Annotated in this window: 15 protein-coding genes and 1 pseudogene; 13 read left to right on the top strand and 3 right to left on the bottom strand. The window is 72.8% G+C overall.

The features are described from left to right. Positions 1-92: 92 nt before the first annotated feature. A pseudogene (locus AB0M16_RS20755) lies at positions 93-539 on the top strand (ATP-binding protein); the annotation flags it as partial. 88 nt (positions 540-627) lie between these two features. Here the strand turns inward: AB0M16_RS20755 and idi are convergent. The 3 genes from idi to AB0M16_RS20740 all read right to left on the bottom strand — a co-directional run bounded on the left by idi (position 628) and on the right by AB0M16_RS20740 (position 3,759). Continuing rightward, the gene (gene idi / locus AB0M16_RS20750) at positions 628-1,236 is read right to left on the bottom strand and encodes an isopentenyl-diphosphate Delta-isomerase (protein ID WP_365344890.1); all 609 of its coding nucleotides are present in this window, start codon (positions 1,234-1,236) and stop codon (positions 628-630) included. 141 nt (positions 1,237-1,377) lie between these two features. Beyond that, positions 1,378-2,631 (bottom strand): bifunctional class I SAM-dependent methyltransferase/N-acetyltransferase, encoded by a 1,254-nt coding sequence (locus tag AB0M16_RS20745; RefSeq protein ID WP_365344888.1) that lies wholly within the window; start codon positions 2,629-2,631, stop codon positions 1,378-1,380. Positions 2,632-2,817: 186 nt separating this feature from the next. Continuing rightward, positions 2,818-3,759, bottom strand: coding sequence for a cation diffusion facilitator family transporter (locus AB0M16_RS20740; protein WP_365344886.1), 942 nt, complete (start codon positions 3,757-3,759; stop codon positions 2,818-2,820). Positions 3,760-4,175: 416 nt separating this feature from the next. On the opposite strand from AB0M16_RS20740, the gene AB0M16_RS20735 reads away from it, so the two are divergent. The 12 genes from AB0M16_RS20735 (at position 4,176) to AB0M16_RS20680 (ending at position 16,923) form a co-directional block, all read left to right on the top strand. Beyond that, positions 4,176-6,002 (top strand): DUF5941 domain-containing protein, encoded by a 1,827-nt coding sequence (locus AB0M16_RS20735; RefSeq protein ID WP_365345143.1) that lies wholly within the window; start codon positions 4,176-4,178, stop codon positions 6,000-6,002. After that, positions 5,999-6,748 carry a phosphocholine cytidylyltransferase family protein gene (locus AB0M16_RS20730; protein ID WP_365344884.1) on the top strand — a complete coding sequence of 250 codons (750 nt, stop codon included), beginning with the start codon at positions 5,999-6,001 and terminating at the stop codon, positions 6,746-6,748. The genes AB0M16_RS20735 and AB0M16_RS20730 overlap by 4 nt, the downstream gene beginning before the upstream one ends. Further along, complete coding sequence (locus AB0M16_RS20725; RefSeq protein ID WP_365344882.1) at positions 6,736-7,797, top strand: iron-containing alcohol dehydrogenase family protein; 1,062 nt, start codon at positions 6,736-6,738, stop codon at positions 7,795-7,797. The genes AB0M16_RS20730 and AB0M16_RS20725 overlap by 13 nt, the downstream gene beginning before the upstream one ends. Then, positions 7,775-8,590, top strand: a complete 816-nt coding sequence (locus AB0M16_RS20720; protein ID WP_365344880.1) for a CDP-alcohol phosphatidyltransferase family protein — start codon at positions 7,775-7,777, stop codon at positions 8,588-8,590. The genes AB0M16_RS20725 and AB0M16_RS20720 overlap by 23 nt, the downstream gene beginning before the upstream one ends. A gap of 11 nt (positions 8,591-8,601) precedes the next feature. Beyond that, complete coding sequence (locus AB0M16_RS20715; protein ID WP_365344878.1) at positions 8,602-9,486, top strand: glycosyltransferase; 885 nt, start codon at positions 8,602-8,604, stop codon at positions 9,484-9,486. Positions 9,487-9,537: 51 nt separating this feature from the next. Further along, a complete protein-coding gene (locus AB0M16_RS20710; protein ID WP_365344876.1) occupies positions 9,538-10,467 on the top strand; it encodes an ABC transporter permease in 930 nt (309 codons plus the stop codon). Next, a complete protein-coding gene (locus tag AB0M16_RS20705; RefSeq protein WP_365344874.1) occupies positions 10,460-11,248 on the top strand; it encodes an ABC transporter ATP-binding protein in 789 nt (262 codons plus the stop codon). The genes AB0M16_RS20710 and AB0M16_RS20705 overlap by 8 nt, the downstream gene beginning before the upstream one ends. 139 nt (positions 11,249-11,387) lie before the next feature. Then, positions 11,388-12,032 carry a TetR/AcrR family transcriptional regulator gene (locus tag AB0M16_RS20700; RefSeq protein WP_365344872.1) on the top strand — a complete coding sequence of 215 codons (645 nt, stop codon included), beginning with the start codon at positions 11,388-11,390 and terminating at the stop codon, positions 12,030-12,032. A gap of 347 nt (positions 12,033-12,379) precedes the next feature. Continuing rightward, a complete protein-coding gene (hpnC, locus tag AB0M16_RS20695) occupies positions 12,380-13,300 on the top strand; it encodes a squalene synthase HpnC (RefSeq protein ID WP_365344870.1) in 921 nt (306 codons plus the stop codon). After that, positions 13,297-14,247 carry a presqualene diphosphate synthase HpnD gene (hpnD, locus tag AB0M16_RS20690; protein ID WP_365344868.1) on the top strand — a complete coding sequence of 317 codons (951 nt, stop codon included), beginning with the start codon at positions 13,297-13,299 and terminating at the stop codon, positions 14,245-14,247. The genes hpnC and hpnD overlap by 4 nt, the downstream gene beginning before the upstream one ends. Positions 14,248-14,395: 148 nt before the next feature. Then, complete coding sequence (gene hpnE, locus AB0M16_RS20685) at positions 14,396-15,826, top strand: hydroxysqualene dehydroxylase HpnE (RefSeq protein ID WP_365344866.1); 1,431 nt, start codon at positions 14,396-14,398, stop codon at positions 15,824-15,826. Next, positions 15,823-16,923: a polyprenyl synthetase family protein gene (locus AB0M16_RS20680; protein WP_365344864.1), complete on the top strand. Its 1,101-nt coding sequence runs from the start codon at positions 15,823-15,825 to the stop codon at positions 16,921-16,923. Before hpnE ends, AB0M16_RS20680 begins: the two co-directional genes overlap by 4 nt. Positions 16,924-16,939 lie beyond the last annotated feature (16 nt).

Below are 16,939 nucleotides of genomic sequence, written 5' to 3'. Positions count from 1 at the left end.
TGTCGACTTCTGGTCAGTATCCCGAGACGCACCAAGGTATTCCCAAGACTCGACCTGTGGCGACAATCGAGCACGAGGGTGGGAGCCGGACTATGGAGAGCCGCGGGAGCGTCCCCGCCCGGCCCCCGTCCTACGAAGGGGTCTGGCGCTTCACCGCTCCCGCGGTGGACGTGTCCGTGCCGCAGGCCCGGCACGCCGTTCGCGACCTGCTGATCCGGCAGCGCGTCCCGGTCCACGACGACACCGTCCAGGGCCTGCTTCTCATCGTCTCCGAACTGGTCACCAACGCGGTCAAGCACGCCGCGCTGCTCTCCCCGGAGATAGCGGTGGAGGTGGCGATCGGGACGGAGTGGATCCGTGTGTCCGTCGAGGACAACCATCCCTATCGCCCGAAGGCGCTGGAGGCCGACTGGGGCCAGACCGGCGGCCGCGGCCTCCTGCTGGTCCGGGAGATCGCCCTGGAGTCCGGCGGCGCCTGCGACGTCGAGCACACCGCGAGCGGCGGCAAGATCATCTGGGCGGCGCTGCCCATGAACCCGTTCGTACCGGGTCAGGCGCCGACCGGACCGGTGGTGCCGAGCGCGGTGCCGGGGCCGATGCCCGGCACCGCGCCGGAAGGCGCCGGGATCACCAGCCCCCGGACGGACCCGTCAGCTCCTTGACGGCCGGACGCGCCGCGTCGAGCACCGTCATGAACCAGGCGGAGAACGGCGCGGCCGCGTGGCGCTCGGCGAGCTCCGCGGCGGTCACGAAGGCGGTCTCCTCGACCTCCTCGGGGTCCGGCTTCGGTGCCGCCTGCACCAGGCCGACGAACAGGTGGTTGAACTCCTGCTCCACCAGGCCCGAGGCCGGGTCCGGGTGGTTGTAGCGGACGGTCCCCGCCTCGGCGAGCAGCGAGGGCGAGACGCCCAGCTCCTCGAAGGTGCGCCGGGCGGCCGCCGCGAAGGGCGCCTCGCCCGGGTAGGGGTGGCCGCAGCAGGTGTTCGACCAGACGCCGGGGGAGTGGTACTTGCCGAGCGCCCGCCGCTGGAGCAGCAGCCGGCCCGCCTCGTCGAAGAGGAACACCGAGAAGGCGCGGTGCAGCTGTCCCGGCGCCTGGTGCGCCGCGAGCTTCTCCGCCGTACCGATCGTGACGCCGTTCTCGTCGACCAGTTCGAGCATGATCGGCGCCTCGTCCTCGACCGGCCGCACGCCGTTCGACGAGCTCTGGGCCACGGTGGCTGATGTGGTCGGCATACCCATCCTTCGCTTCGGTCCTCGCCCTGAGGGGCCACCTCAGTCTGCCGTACAAAAGCGGCTTGTCCGTACTTCGGCGGCCGGACATGGCCGCTCCCACCGCCCCGGAGTACACCCGGGGCGGTGGGAGCGGGCCTCGCGTCAGACCCCGAATGCCGCCGGATACGAGATCGTGCCCCTGGTCACGGACCCGGAACCGTCCAGGTCGAGCGCCATCATGGCTTCGTCCGGAACCTCGAAGGCTGGCTTGATCCCATACGCGGACGCCCGTACGAATCCGAACCGCGGGTAGTAGTCCGGATGGCCGAGCACCAGCACGAGCCGCTCCCCGCGCAGCCGCGCCGCGTCGAGCACCGCCCGTACGACGGCCTGCCCGGCGCCGGTCCGCTGGTGGGCGGGAGCCACCGCGACCGGCGCGAGCGCCGCCGCCGGGACCCCGTCCACGTGGCAGCGGGTGATCAGCGCGTACGCGGCGACCGTGCCGTCCGGCGCCTCCGCCACGTAGGAGAGACCCGGCAGCCAGGCCTCCTGGTCGGCCCGCAGGGCGTCGACCAGGCCCGCCTCCTCGGGGGTCGGGAAGGCGGTCGCGTTGATCTCCCGTACGACGGGGACGTCCGCGGCGGTCTCCTCGCGGGTGCGCCAGCGCGGGTCGGCCGGCCGCAGGACGAAGCCGGCGTAGCCGTAGTCGCCGCCGTGCGCCCGGCGCAGCGCGATCTCGGTGCGGGCCCCGGCGACCGCCTCGGCCATGCCGGGCACCGAGGTGTCGGCCGCCTCGGCCCGCTCGCCGAGCGGGCCGTAGTACTCGTCCCAGTCACCCTCAGGCTGGAGGACGGTGCCGAGGACGTGGTAGCCGGCCGCGACGGCCGCCGCCGCGTTCTCGGTGACGGAACGGAGCCGGTAGTGGTCCTCCCAGAAGGCCCGTGCCTCGGCGGAGGGCCGCTCGGTGGTCCACACGCACTCGGTGAGGACGAGGGTTCCGCCGGGTGCGAGCAGCCGGCGCCACTCGGCGAGCGCCCGGTCGAAGCCGATCGCGAACACCGAGCTCTCCGCCCAGATCAGGTCGAAGGAGGCGTCGGGCAGCCCCGGCGCGCCCATGTCGGCGCGCAGGGTGCGGACACGGTCGTCGAGCCCGCGGGCGGCCGCCGCCTCCCGCAGCTCGGCCAGGAACGGCTCGTGCAGGTCGACGGCGGTCACCTCGGCGCCGGCCTCGGCGGCGAGCAGCAGCGCGGAGCGGCCGGGGCCGCAGCCGAGGTCGAGCACGCGCGGACGCGCGGGAAGCGGGCCCGCGAGCGCGAGCAGCCGACGGGTCGTGGTGTCGGAACCAGGGCCCTGCCGCGGCAGGCCGTGGTGGAGGGAGAAGAAGGCGTCGTGAAGTGCCTGGGTGTTGTCGGACAACGTGGGAAACCCTTGGGTGTGAGGGGTCCCGGCCGACGACGGACGTGCGAAGCGTCAGGTCAGCCGGAGACCCGGAAGCTGAGGGACGACCGGGCGCTGCCGCTGCGGGCAGCCTCCATCGCGACGGTCATCAACCTCAGCTCCTCTCCACACGCACGTTCTCGGGTCACCAGGCTAGCAACTCCTTCAGAGGCAGAGCTTCGCCTCGTGCGCGGCGTGCCCGGCCGGCTCCAGCTGGAAGGTGCAGTGCTCCACGTCGAAGTGCGAGCCCAGGCATCCTTGGAGGTCGTGCAGCAGCTTCTCGTGACCGACGGCGTCCAGCACGTCCTGCGCGACGACGACGTGCGCCGAGAGCACCGGCATGCCCGAGGTGATCGTCCAGGCGTGCAGGTCGTGCACGTCCTCGACGCCCGGCAGCGCGAGGATGTGCGCCCGCACCTCCGCCATGTCGACGCCCTTGGGCGCGGACTCCAGGAGCACGTCCAGGGTCTCCCGCAGCAGCTTCACCGTGCGCGGCACGATCATCAGGCCGATCAGGATCGAGGCGATCGGGTCGGCGTACTGCCAGCCCGTGAGCAGGATGATTCCGGCGGAGACGATCACCGTCACCGAGCCGAGCGCGTCGGCGAGCACCTCCAGGTAGGCGCCGCGCACGTTCAGGCTCTCCTTCTGGCCGCGCATCAGCAGCGACAGGGAGACGATGTTGGCGACCAGACCGATCAGGGCGAAGGCGATGGCCAGTCCGCCGCGGGTCTCGGCCGGTTCGAGGAAGCGCTGGACGGCCTCGTAGAGCACGTAGCCGCCGACGCCGAGCAGCAGCAGACAGTTGGCGAGCGCGGCCAGGATCTCGGCCCGCGCGAAGCCGAAGGTGCGGTTGCCGGCCGCCGGCCGGTTGGCGAAGTGGATGGCGAGCAGTGCCATCCCGAGGCCGAGGGCGTCGGTCGCCATGTGCGCCGCGTCGGCGATCAGGGCGAGCGAGTCGGAGAGGACGCCGCCCACGATCTCCACCACCATCACGGAGAGCGTGATGCCGAGTGCGATCCGCAAGCGGTTCCGGTACGCCAGGGCAGCGGTGCCGGTCGGCGGAGGGCCGCCGTGGCTGTGCCCGTGGTCGTGTCCAGCCCCCATGACAAGGCCTCCCGGTCGTGTCGACAGCGTTCTCGATGGTGTCCCCGATTCGCCAGTGAACTACGGGTGGGGGGTATGTGCAACACGGCACTGAACACCGTTGTCATATGCTCTGACCTGCGCATATGTGGACCGGCACATGCGGACCCACAACCCTGGACCCGAGCCCCGCCCCTGGCGGTTTGTGAGCCGGGCCGCCGATCGCCCATGATGATCTCCGCAGCGCGTGGCGCACCCGCGCGGACGCGAGGCTGCCCGGGGGAGGCCGTCCCGCGAAACCTCGGTGAACTCGCGCTTCCGTCATCCGATAGCCTCAGCCGACGTGCCGCCGCCCGGTGCCGGGCCGCATCACCGCGCCCGGGGCCGTGCCGTGGGCCCCACCGGCCCGTCCGTCAGCTCCAAGGAGTGAGTTCGCCCTGTCGACCGCCATCCTCACCGGCCCGCCGGTACCCGGATCGTCGCTCGACGTCGATCTGCGGTCCCTCGGCTTCGACGTCGAGGTCGCCTCCGGCCCCCACGAGACGGGCACCCTGCTCGCCCGCGTGCCGGCCGGGCAGCGCGTCGCCGTCGTGGACCCGCGCTTCGTCGGCCACCTCCACGCCCTGCGGCTGGCCCTCACCGACCCGCGCTTCCCGGCCGCCGCCGCGCCCGGCGCGCTCACCGCGCAGCCCGAGGCCCGCCCGGCGCTGGCCCGCGCGCTCGACACGGCCGCCGCCGCGCCCGGCGGCGCCGGCGCCCCGCACGCGGTGGTCGACAACCTCCCGGACTCCCTCGCCGAGGCGCTCGACGCCGAGGGCGTCGCCGTCCACCGGCCGCAGCTCGGCACCCTCGTGGCCGCCGTGCCCGCCGACCCCGAGGCACGCCACGAGGCGCGCGCCGCCGTCGAGGCGGTCGACGAGGAGGCCGTACGGCTCCGCTCGGCGGTCAAGGCGCACGACGGCTTCTTCACCACGTTCTTCATCAGCCCGTACTCGCGATACATCGCCCGCTGGTGCGCGCGCCGCGGCCTGACCCCGAACCAGGTCACCACCGCCTCGCTGCTCACCGCGCTGGTCGCGGCCGGCTGCGCCGCCACCGGCGACCGCGCCGGTTACGTGGCCGCCGGTGTCCTGCTCCTCCTCTCCTTCGTCCTCGACTGCACCGACGGGCAGCTCGCCCGCTACTCCCTGCAGTACTCGACGATGGGGGCCTGGCTCGACGCCACCTTCGACCGCGCCAAGGAGTACTCCTTCTACGCCGGTCTCGCCCTCGGCGCCGCCCGCGACGGCGACGACGTCTGGGCCCTCGCGCTCGGCGCGATGGTGATCATGACGTGCCGGCACGTCGTGGACTTCTCCTTCAACGAGGCGAACCTCGGCGAGGCCGAGGGGGCGGGCGCGACGGCGAAGACCAGCCTGGCCCTCTCCAACCGGCTGGACAGCGTCGGCTGGACCGTCTGGGCCCGGCGCATGATCATCCTGCCGATCGGCGAGCGCTGGGCGATGATCGCCGTCCTCACCGCGACCACCACCCCCCGGATCGTCTTCTGGGCGCTGATCGTCGGCTGCGCCTTCGGCGCCTGCTACACCAGCGCCGGCCGCGTCCTGCGCTCGGTCACCCGCAAGGGGACCCGTACCGACAGGGCCGCCCGGGCGCTCGCCGACCTCACCGACTCCGGCCCGCTCGCCGAGCTCCAGGCGCGTCTGCTGCGCGGCCGGACCGGGGCCGTCGCCCCCGTCTTCGTGGCGGCCCTCGGCGCCGCCGCGATGATCGCCGGCGCGGTGACCCTGCCGTTCGGAGACGTACGTCTCATCCCGGTCGCCGTGATCTACGTGATGACCGCGGGCCTCGCCGTGGCACGCCCCCTCAAGGGCGCCCTCGACTGGCTCGTCCCGCCCTTCTTCCGCGCCGCCGAGTACGTCACCGTGCTCGCGCTCGCCGCCAAGGCCGACTCCGCCCACGCCCTGCCCGCCGCATTCGGGCTGGTCGCGGCGGTCGCCTACCATCACTACGACACGGTGTACCGCATTCGCGGCGGCACCGGCGCGCCGCCCGCCTGGCTGGTGCGCACCATCGGCGGCCACGAGGGACGCACGCTCGTGGTGACCGTACTCGCCGCCCTGCTGGCGAACCGCGGCAACGACTTCACCTCGGCCCTCACGGCCCTCGCGGTCGCCGTGGGCCTCGTGGTGCTCGTGGAGTCCATCCGCTTCTGGGTGTCCTCCGGAGCACCCGCCGTACACGACGAAGGAGAGACAGCATGATCGGCCTCGTACTGGCAGCCGGTGCCGGACGGCGTCTGCGCCCCTACACCGACACCCTTCCGAAGGCCCTCGTGCCCGTGGACCCCGCGGGGGACGGCTCGCTGACCGTCCTCGACCTCACGCTGAAGAACTTCGCCGAGGTCGGCCTCACCGAGGCCGCGATCGTCGTCGGCTACCGCAAGGAGGCCGTGTACGCGCGCAAGGAGGCCCTGGAGGCGAAGTACGGCCTCGAGCTGACCCTCATCGACAACGACAAGGCCGAGGAGTGGAACAACGCCTACTCCCTGTGGTGCGCGCGTGAGGTCCTGAAGAAGGGCGTCATCCTCGCCAACGGCGACACCGTCCACCCGGTCTCCGTCGAGAAGACCCTGCTCGCCGCCCGCGGCAACGGCCAGAAGATCATCCTCGCCCTCGACACGGTGAAGAGCCTCGCCGACGAGGAGATGAAGGTCGTCACCGCCGACGGCAAGGGCGTCCAGAAGATCACCAAGCTGATGGACCCGGCCGACGCCACCGGCGAGTACATCGGTGTCACCCTCATCGAGGCCGAGGCCGCCGAGGAGCTCGCCGACGCCCTGAAGACCACCTTCGAGCGCGACCCGGACCTCTACTACGAGGACGGCTACCAGGAGCTGGTCAACCGCGGCTTCACCGTCGACGTGACCCCCATCGGCGACGTCAAGTGGGTCGAGATCGACAACCACGACGACCTGGCGAAGGGCCGTGACATCGCGTGCCAGTACTGACCCGGCTGATCCCGTCGCCGGTCGTCGTCGACATCCGCGGAGGAGCGCTGGACGACCTGTCCGCGCTCCTCGCGGACCAGCGGATCTCCAGCAACGGACGGATCGCCGTCGCCATCAGCGGCGGCTCCGGCCTGAAGCTGCGTGACCGCTTCGCCCCCGAGCTCCCGGACGCCGACTGGTACCCGGTCGTGGGCGGCACGATCGACGAGGCCGTCAAGCTCGCCGACGCCATGCGCGGCAAGCGCTACGACGCGGTCGTCGCGCTCGGCGGCGGCAAGATCATCGACGTGACGAAGTACGCGGCGGCCCGGGTCGGCCTGCCGCTGGTCGCCATCGCCACCAATTTGTCGCACGACGGCATCTGCTCGCCGATCTCGACGCTGGACAACGACAACGGGCGCGGCTCCTACGGCGTGCCGACCCCGATCGCGCTGGTCATCGACCTCGACGTGATCCGGGACGCGCCGATCCGCTTCGTCCGTTCCGGCATCGGCGACGCGATCTCCAACCTCTCCGCCATCGCGGACTGGGAGCTCTCCCACCGCGAGACCGGCGAGAAGGTCGACGGCCTGGCCGCCGCCATGGCCCGCAGCGCGGGCGAGGCGGTCCTCCGGCACCCCGGCGGCGTCGGCGACGACGACTTCCTCGTCACCCTCTCCGAGGGCCTGGTCATGTCCGGCATCGCCATGTCGATCAGCGGCGACAGCCGCCCCTCCTCGGGTGCCTGCCACGAGATCAGCCACGCCTTCGACCTGCTCTTCCCGACCCGCGCGGCCAGCCACGGCGAGCAGTGCGGCCTCGGCGCCGCCTTCGCCATGCACCTGCGCGGTGCCCGTGACGAGGCCGCGCAGATGGTCGCCACGCTGCGCCGGCACGGCCTGCCCGTCCTGCCCGAGGAGATGGGCTTCACCGTCGACGAGTTCGTCCGCGCGGTGGAGTTCGCCCCGCAGACCCGGCCGGGCCGCTTCACCATCCTCGAGCACCTCGACCTGTCCACAGACCAGATCAGGGACGCGTACGCCGACTATGCAAAAGCCATCGGTAGCTGAGCTCCGCCCGTCCACGCAGAAGCCGTCGGTGGCCGAGCTGCGCCCCGTCGTCCACCCGCCGGGTGTGAAGGACCGGCGCAGCGGTGAGCACTGGGGCGGCCGGCTCTACATGCGCGAGATCTCGCTGCGCATCACCCGGCAGCTGGTGACCACCCGGGTCACGCCCAACCAGCTGACCTACCTGATGACGGTGTGCGGCGTCCTCGCCGCCCCCGCGCTCCTCGTGCCCGGCATCTGGGGCGCGGTCCTCGGCGTGGTCATGGTCCAGCTCTACCTGCTGCTCGACTGCGTCGACGGCGAGGTCGCCCGCTGGAAGAAGCAGTTCTCGCTCGGCGGCGTCTACCTCGACCGGGTCGGCGCCTACCTGTGCGACGCGGCCGTCCTCGTCGGCCTCGGCCTGCGCGCCGCCGACCTGTGGGGCAGCGGCCGGATCGACTGGCTGTGGGCCTTCCTCGGCACCCTCGCCGCGCTCGGCGCCATCCTGATCAAGGCCGAGACCGACCTCGTCGGCGTCGCCCGCCACCAGGGCGGACTGCCGCCGGTCAAGGAGGCCGCCTCCGAGCCGCGCTCCTCCGGCATGGCCCTGGCCCGCCGTGCCGCCGCCGCGCTGAAGTTCCACCGCCTGATCCTGGGGATCGAGGCCTCCCTGCTGATCCTGGTCCTCGCGATCGTCGACCAGATCAACGGCGACCTGTTCTTCACCCGGCTCGGCGTCGCCGTGCTCGCGGGCATCGCGATGCTCCAGACCGTGCTGCACCTCGTGTCGATCCTCGCCTCCAGCAGGCTGAAGTGAGGACGCCCACCATGACCGCCTCCCTGAAGCTCGGCGCGGTGATCATCACCATGGGCAACCGGCCCGACGATCTGCGCGCCCTGCTCGACTCGGTCGCCCGGCAGCAGGGCGAGCCCGTCGAGACCGTCGTGGTGGGCCAGGGCGTCGAGATCACCGACCTGCCCGAGGGCGTCCGCTCGGTGACGCTCCCGGAGAACGTGGGCATCCCCGCCGGGCGCAATGCCGGCATCGAGGCCTTCGGCCCCGGCGGCTCCGACGTCGACGCCCTGCTCTTCCTGGACGACGACGGCCTGCTCGCCAACACGGACACCGCGGACCTGGTCCGCCAGGCCTTCACCGCCGACCCGCGGCTCGGCATCATCAGCTTCCGGATCGCCGACCCGGACACCGGTCTCACCCAGCGCCGGCACGTGCCGCGGCTGCGCGCCGCGGACCCCATGCGCTCCTCGCGCGTGACCACCTTCCTGGGTGGCGCCAACGCCGTGCGCACCAAGGTGTTCGCCGAGGTCGGCGGCCTGCCGGACGACTTCTTCTACGCGCACGAGGAGACCGATCTCGCCTGGCGGGCCCTCGACGCCGACTGGATGATCGACTACCGTTCCGACATGGTGCTGCTGCACCCCACCACCCCGCCGTCCCGGCACGCGACGTACCACTTCAACGTGGCCCGCAACCGAGTGTGGCTGGCGCGCCGCAATCTTCCCGCACCCCTGGTGCCGGTCTATCTCGGCGTCTGGCTCCTGCTCACCCTGGCACGGCGACCCTCCGTACCCGCTCTCAAGGCCTGGTTCGGCGGTTTCCGGGAGGGCTGGACGGCCCCCTGCGGACCTCGGCACCCCATGAGGTGGCGTACGGTGTGGCGGCTGACCCGACTGGGACGCCCGCCCGTCGTCTGACATCGTGGTACCCGACTTGCCGCGCATCTTGAACACGAAAGTTTTCGACTTGTGAGTGACACATCCCAGGACGGTGGGGTCGTGACGAGCGCCCGACCGTCCGCCGACGACGGCCTGAGCCCGGCCGAGCTGGCCGCGAAGTACGGTCTCGCCGTCAGCGGCGCCCGGCCGGGGCTCGTGGACTACATCCGCCAGCTGTGGGGACGACGCCACTTCATCCTGGCCTTCTCCCAGGCGAAGCTCACCGCCCAGTACAGCCAGGCGAAGCTCGGCCAGCTGTGGCAGGTGGTGACGCCGCTGCTGAACGCGCTGGTCTACTTCCTGATCTTCGGTCTGATCCTCGACGCGGACCGGGGCATGTCGCGGTCGGTGTACGTCCCGTTCCTGGTGACCGGTGTGTTCGTGTTCACCTTCACCCAGAGCTCGGTGATGGCGGGCGTCCGCGCGATCTCGGGCAACCTCGGCCTGGTGCGGGCGCTGCACTTCCCCCGGGCCTCGCTGCCCATCTCCTTCGCGCTCCAGCAGCTCCAGCAGCTGCTGTTCTCGATGGTCGTGCTCATCGCCATCGCGGTGGCCTTCGGCAGCTACCCCTCGCTCAGCTGGCTGCTGATGCTCCCGGCCCTGGTGCTGCAGTTCGTCTTCAACGCCGGCCTCGCCATGGTCGTGGCGCGGATGGGCGCCAAGACGCCCGACCTGGCACAGCTGATGCCGTTCATCATGCGCACCTGGATGTACGCCTCGGGCGTCATGTTCTCGATCCCCGTGATGCTGGAGGAGCAGCCGGCCTGGATCGCCGACCTGCTCCAGTACAACCCGGCCGCGCTCCACATGGACCTGATCCGGTTCGCCCTGATCGACGGCTACGGAGGCTCGAACCTCCCGCCGCACGTCTGGTTCGTCACCCTGGCCTGGTCCCTGGTGGCCGGGGTGGGCGGCTTCGTCTACTTCTGGAAGGCCGAGGAGAGGTACGGCCGTGGCTGACCACGACTCCCAGGGCCGCGTGCCCACCGTCATCGCGGACAACGTCCACATCGTCTACCGGGTCAACGGCGCCGCCGGCGGAAAGGGCAGCGCCACCGCGGCCCTGAGCCGGATCGTCCGCCGCCGCAAGGGCGACGCCGAGCGCGGTGTGCGCAAGGTGCACGCCGTGCGCGGGGTGTCCTTCACCGCGTACCGCGGCGAGGCCATCGGGCTGATCGGCACCAACGGCTCCGGCAAGTCGACCCTGCTGCGCGCCATCGCGGGCCTGCTGCCCACCGAGAGCGGCAAGGTCTACACCGACGGGCAGCCCTCGCTGCTCGGCGTCAACGCGGCACTGATGAGCGACCTGACCGGTGAGCGCAACGTGATCCTCGGCGGCCTCGCGATGGGCATGAGCCGCGACGAGATCAAGAGCCGGTATCAGGACATCGTCGACTTCTCCGGCATCAACGAGAAGGGCGACTTCATCTCGCTGCCGATGCGGACCTACTCGTCCGGCATGGGCGCCCGGCTCCGCTTCGCCATCGCCGCCGCCAAGCAGCACGACGTCCTCATGATCGACGAGGCGCTCGCGACCGGCGACCGCAAGTTCCAGATCCGCTCCGAGGAGCGCATCCGCGAGCTGCGCAAGGAGGCCGGCACGGTCTTCCTGGTCAGCCACAGCAACAAGTCGATCCGCGACACCTGCGACCGGGTGCTCTGGCTGGAGAAGGGCGAGCTGCTCATGGACGGCCCGACCGACGAGGTCATCGCCGCCTACGAGCGCGAGACCGGCAAGTAGCCCCCGGGAGACCCGGCTTTTCCGCCGCCCCCGCCGACGCGATCGGCGGGGGCGGTTTCGTGTCCGAGAGCGTCCGGTTTTCGCGCGTCGGGTGCCCGCCCGGAATGTTCATGCGGTCAACATCGGGCAGGATGAGCGCATGGCAGCGATCTCCGGAGGAAAGACCTACCATCACGGCGATCTGCGCAACGCCCTCATCTGCGCGGCCGTCGGCCTCGCCACCGAAGGGGGCCCGGAACGGGTCGTGCTGCGCGAGGCGGCCCGCCGCGTCGGCGTCTCGCCCACCGCCGCGTACCGGCACTTCGAGGGCCGCGGTGAGCTCCTCGCGGCCGTCCGCGACCACGCCCGGCGGGCGCTCGCCGACTCCATGGAGCGGACCGCGGCCCGGGCCCCCGGCGCCGACGACCCCGCCCTCGCCGCCGAGGCCCGGCTCGCCGCCCTCTGCCGCGGCTACGTGGCCTTCGCCGTCGAGCAGCCCGGCCTCTACCGCTCCGCCTTCGGAGCCCCCCGTACCGAGGCCACGGACCTCGACACCGAGGACGGGACCCCCGCCGGCGAGGTGCGGGCCTTCACCCTGCTCACCGACGCGCTCACCGCCCTCGCCGCCACCTCCCGGCCGCCGCGCGCCGCCCGCCCCGCCGCCGAGGCCGCCGCGTGGTCGGCCGTGCACGGACTGTCACTGCTGCTGCTCGAGGGCCCGCTGCAGCGCCTGCCGGCCCAGCGCAGGGACGACGTCGTCGAATCCACCCTCGCCATGGTGGTCTCCGGCACCCGCGTCCCGTGACGGGCGCGGCGAAGGCCGCCGCGCAGGTCCCGGAGAAGGTCAGGAAAGCGTGAACTTCCCTCCGTCACGGGAAGGTTGACCCGCCCCCCGGTGTTCACCCCACGCGCCGGGGCCCCCGGCGCGGCACACGGCCCCCTGCAACGTAAGCTGTACCGGTCTGTTTCGCGGCAAGTGGGGCGATACCCCTCGGCGCCCGGCCACCGGGCGGTGAGCCACGGGCAGGGGTCGGCGGCGTGTCCGAAATAGGATGGATTGGATCCGCAGTGTAGAACGGGAGATGTGACGGCCATGACGCAGAATCTCCAGCTCCACGAGGGTGTAGCCGTCCCCGCGTCGGGCAGCGGCCGGTGACGGGAACCCGGCAGGCGCGCCGCGACGCCGCCTCACACGCCACGCTCGGCAAGGCCGCGGACGAGAACTTCCCCGTGGCCCCCTTCTTCCTGCCGCGCTCCTGGCGCGACGACCTCATGGCCGTCTACGGCTTCGCCCGGCTCGTCGACGACATCGGCGACGGCGACCTCGCCCCCGGCGGCGCCGACGCGCGCCACCTCGGCGTGCCCCCCGAGCGGGCCGCCGACCGGCTCGTGCTCCTCGACGCCTTCGAGACCGATCTCCTGCGCGTCTTCGACCCCGCCGACGGCCCGCCCCGGCACCCCCTGCTGCGCGCCCTCGGACCCACCGTCGAGCGCCGCGGCCTCACCCGGGAGCCGTTCCTCGGCCTCCTCGCGGCCAACCGGCAGGACCAGCTGGTCCGCCGCTACGAGACCTACGACGACCTCCTCGCGTACTGCGAGCTCTCCGCCGACCCCGTGGGCCGGCTCGTCCTCGGCATCACCGGCACCGCCACCCCGGAGCGGATCCGCCGCTCCGACGAGATCTGCACGGCGCTGCAGATCGTCGAGCACCTCCAGGACGTCGCCGAGGACCTCGCCCGCGACCGGATCTACCTGCCCGCCGAGGACCTCAAGCGCTTCCACGTCACCGAGGACGACCTCGCCCGGCCCACCGCCGGCGCCTCGGTGCGCGCGCTGATCGCCTTCGAGGCCGACCGGGCCCGTGCCCTGCTCGACGCCGGACTGCCGCTCGTCGGCAGCGTCCACGGCCGACTGCGGATGCTGCTCGCCGGCTTCACCGCCGGCGGGTACGCGGCGCTCGACGCGATCGCCGCCGCGGGCTTCGACGTGCTGCCCGGGCCGCCGAAGGCCGCCAAACCGAGTCTGATGCGCCGGGCGGGTGCCGTCCTGCTCGCGGCGCGGAGAGAGGGGTGAGCCGGACAGTGGAGGGACAGCCGCAGCCGTCCGCGCCGGTCCAGGCCGCGTACAGCTACTGCGAGACCGTGACCGGACAGCAGGCGCGCAACTTCGCCTACGGGATCCGGCTCCTGCCGACCGAGAAGCGGCAGGCCATGTCGGCCCTGTACGCCTTCTCGCGGCGCGTCGACGACATCGGCGACGGGCAGCTCCCGCCCGCCGAGAAGAAGGAACGCCTGGAGGCCACCCGCGCGGTCCTCGGCCGCATCGACGCCGGGCAGGTCGCCGAGGACGACACCGACCCGGTGGCCGTCGCCCTCGCCGACGCCGCCCGCCGCTTCCCGATCCCCCTCGGCGGGCTCGACGAGCTCATCGACGGCGTCCTCATGGACGTGCGCGGCGAGAACTACGAGACCTGGGACGAGCTCAAGGTCTACTGCCGCTGCGTGGCCGGTGCCATCGGCCGGCTCTCGCTCGGCGTCTTCGGCACCCAGCCCGGCGCGCACGGCGCCGAGCGGGCCTCCGAGTACGCCGACACCCTCGGCCTCGCCCTGCAGCTCACCAACATCCTCCGGGACGTCCGCGAGGACGCCGGCAACGGGCGCACCTACCTCCCGGCCGACGACCTCGCGAAGTTCGGCTGCTCCGACGGCTTCGGCGGCGACCGCCCGCCCGCCGGCGCCGACTTCGCCGGCCTCGTCCACTTCGAGGTGCGCCGGGCCCGTGCCCTCTTCGCCGAGGGATACCGGCTGCTGCCGATGCTCGACCGGCGCAGCGGCGCCTGCGTCGCCGCCATGGCGGGCATCTACCGCCGCCTCCTCGACCGGATCGAGCGCGACCCGGAAGCCGTCCTGCGCGGTCGCGTGTCGCTCCCCGGCCGGGAGAAGGCCTACGTCGCCGTCCGCGGCCTCTCCGGCCTCGACGCCCGCCACATCTCCCGCCGTACGGTCAGGAGGCCCGCGTGACGTCGCCACGTGCCGATGCGGTCCGCGGGGCCCGGGGCCTGCGGGCCGCGGCCCCCTTCCCGCCGTCGCCGTGCGCGGGTCGGGCGGTCGGGACAACCCAGGGCGCCCGTTCGGCGTCCCTGAGCACGACGTCCCGAGGGGAGGCCGCATGACCGCCGACGACAGCCGGCCCACCGGCGCCGCCGCGACCCGCACCGGGCACGGCGGCCGCCGGCCGCACGCCGTCGTGGTCGGCGGCGGCCTCGCCGGCGTGACCAGCGCGCTGCAGCTCGCCGAGAGCGGCGTGCGGGTCACCCTGCTCGAAGGGCGCCCCCGGCTCGGCGGCCTCGCCTTCTCCTTCCGGCGCGGCGACCTGACCGTCGACAACGGACAGCACGTCTACCTGCGCTGCTGCACCGCCTACCGCTGGTTCCTCGACCGGGTCGAGGGCGCGCACCTCGCGCCCCTGCAGCCCCGGCTCGACGTGCCCGTGCTCGACGTCGGGCATCCGCGGGGGCCCAGGCTGGGCCGCCTGCGCCGCACCGGCCTGCCCGTGCCGCTGCACCTGGCGCGCAGCCTCGCCACCTACCCGCACCTCTCGCCCGCCGAGCGGGCGAGCGTCGGGCGTGCCGCGCTCGCCCTGAAGAAGCTGGACCCCGCCGACCCGGCGCTCGACGGCATCGACTTCGCCACCTGGCTCGGCCGCCACGGGCAGTCCGCCCGCGCCGTCGAGGCCCTGTGGGACCTGGTCGGCATCCCCACCCTCAACGCCCCCGCCCCGCACGCCTCCATGGGCCTCGCCGCGATGGTGTTCAAGACCGGGCTGCTCTCCGAGAAGGGCGCCGCCGACATCGGCTGGGCGCACGTCCCGCTCGGCGAGCTGCACGACACCCGGGCCCGCAAGGCCCTCGACTCCCTCGGCGTGCGCACCGAACTGCGCACCAAGGCCGAACGGATCAGCCGCACCGACGACGGGCGCTGGACCGTCCAGGTGCCGGGGGAGACGATGGAGGCCGACGCCGTCGTCCTCGCCGTACCGCAGCGGGAGACCCGCGAGCTGCTGCCCGACGGCGCCCTCGACGACCCCGACCGGCTCCTCGACATCGGCACCGCCCCCATCCTCAACCTGCACGTGGTCTACGACCGCAAGGTGCTGCGGCAGCCGTTCTTCGCCGCGCTCGGCACCCCGGTCCAGTGGGTCTTCGACCGCACCGACTCCTCCGGTCTGACCGGGGCGGGCCAGTACCTCGCCGTCTCCCAGTCCGCCGCGCAGGACGAGATCGACGAGCCCGTCGCCGCACTCCGCGAGCGCTACCTCCCCGAACTGGAGCGGCTGCTGCCCGCCGCCCGCGGCGCCGGGATCCGGGACTTCTTCGTCACCCGCGAGCGGACCGCCACGTTTGCCCCGACCCCTGGCGTCGGCCGGCTCCGCCCCGGCGCCCGCACCCACGCCCCCGGCCTCTACCTGGCCGGCGCGTGGACCGCCACCGGCTGGCCCGCGACCATGGAGGGTGCGGTCCGCAGCGGCTTCAGCGCCGCGGGCGCCGCGCTCTCCGCCCTCGGCCGCCGCTACGAACATCCGCTGCAGGAGGCGGCATGAGTGTGAGTACCGGAACTAGAGGAGAGACCGTGCCGACTGCGCCCCCGGGAAATCCGGCCGTCGACACCGCGGACGTCGCCGCGCTGCTGGAACGGGGCCGGACGCTGTCCACGCCCGTCATGCGGGCGGCCGTCGACCGCCTCGCGGCGCCCATGGACACCGTCGCCGCCTACCACTTCGGCTGGATCGACGCCCAGGGCAACCCGACCGAGGGCGACAGCGGCAAGGCGGTCCGCCCCGCGCTCGCGCTGATCTCCGCCGAGGCGGCGGGCGCCGCCCCCGAGGTCGGCATCCCCGGCGCCGTCGCCGTGGAGCTCGTGCACAACTTCTCGCTGCTCCACGACGACCTGATGGACGGCGACGAGCAGCGCCGCCACCGCGACACCGTGTGGAAGGTGCACGGCCCCGCCCAGGCCATCCTGGTCGGCGACGCCCTCTTCGCCCTCGCCAACGAGCTGCTGCTGGAGCTGGGCACCGTCGAGGCCGGCCGCGCCACCCGCCGGCTGACCACCGCGACCCGCAAGCTCATCGACGGCCAGGCCCAGGACATCTCCTACGAGCACCGGGAGCGGGTCACCGTCGAGGAGTGCCTGGAGATGGAGGGCAACAAGACCGGCGCCCTCCTCGCCTGCGCCGTCTCGATCGGCGCCGTCCTCGGCGGCGCGGACGACCGCACCGCCGACAAGCTGGAGGAGTACGGCTACCACCTGGGCCTCGCCTTCCAGGCCGTGGACGACCTCCTCGGCATCTGGGGCGACCCGGAGGCCACCGGGAAGCAGACCTGGAGCGACCTGCGTCAGCGCAAGAAGTCGCTGCCCGTCGTCGCCGCCCTCGCGGCCGGCGGCCCGGCCTCCGAGCGGCTCGGCGAACTGCTCGCCGCCGACGCCAAGAGCGCCGACTTCGACACCTTCTCGGAGGAGGAGTTCGCCTTCCGCGCGGCCCTCATCGAGGAGGCCGGCGGTCGCGAGTGGACCTCCCAGGAGGCCCGTCGTCAGCACGCCGTCGCCATCGAGGCACTGCACGAGGTGGATCTGCCCGCTCACGTCCGCGCCCAGCTCACGGCACTGGCCGATTTCGTCGTCGTACGGAAGAGATGATCACCATCACTCTGAT

Origin of the sequence: Streptomyces sp. NPDC051921 (assembly GCF_040680975.1) — a bacterium.
GTDB lineage: Bacteria > Actinomycetota > Actinomycetes > Streptomycetales > Streptomycetaceae > Streptomyces.
The sequence above is the reverse complement of the archived record's forward strand: the minus strand, read 5'-3'. Positions and strand labels throughout refer to the sequence as shown.

Coding starts and splice junctions, on each gene's coding strand:
- idi (WP_365344890.1), bottom strand. CDS start 1,236: ATGCCGACCACATCAGCCACCGTGGCCCAGAGCTCGTCGAACGGCGTG.
- AB0M16_RS20740 (WP_365344886.1), bottom strand. CDS start 3,759: ATGGGGGCTGGACACGACCACGGGCACAGCCACGGCGGCCCTCCGCCG.
- AB0M16_RS20730 (WP_365344884.1), top strand. CDS start 5,999: ATGATCGGCCTCGTACTGGCAGCCGGTGCCGGACGGCGTCTGCGCCCC.
- AB0M16_RS20720 (WP_365344880.1), top strand. CDS start 7,775: ATGCAAAAGCCATCGGTAGCTGAGCTCCGCCCGTCCACGCAGAAGCCG.
- AB0M16_RS20715 (WP_365344878.1), top strand. CDS start 8,602: ATGACCGCCTCCCTGAAGCTCGGCGCGGTGATCATCACCATGGGCAAC.
- AB0M16_RS20700 (WP_365344872.1), top strand. CDS start 11,388: ATGGCAGCGATCTCCGGAGGAAAGACCTACCATCACGGCGATCTGCGC.
- hpnE (WP_365344866.1), top strand. CDS start 14,396: ATGACCGCCGACGACAGCCGGCCCACCGGCGCCGCCGCGACCCGCACC.
- AB0M16_RS20680 (WP_365344864.1), top strand. CDS start 15,823: ATGAGTGTGAGTACCGGAACTAGAGGAGAGACCGTGCCGACTGCGCCC.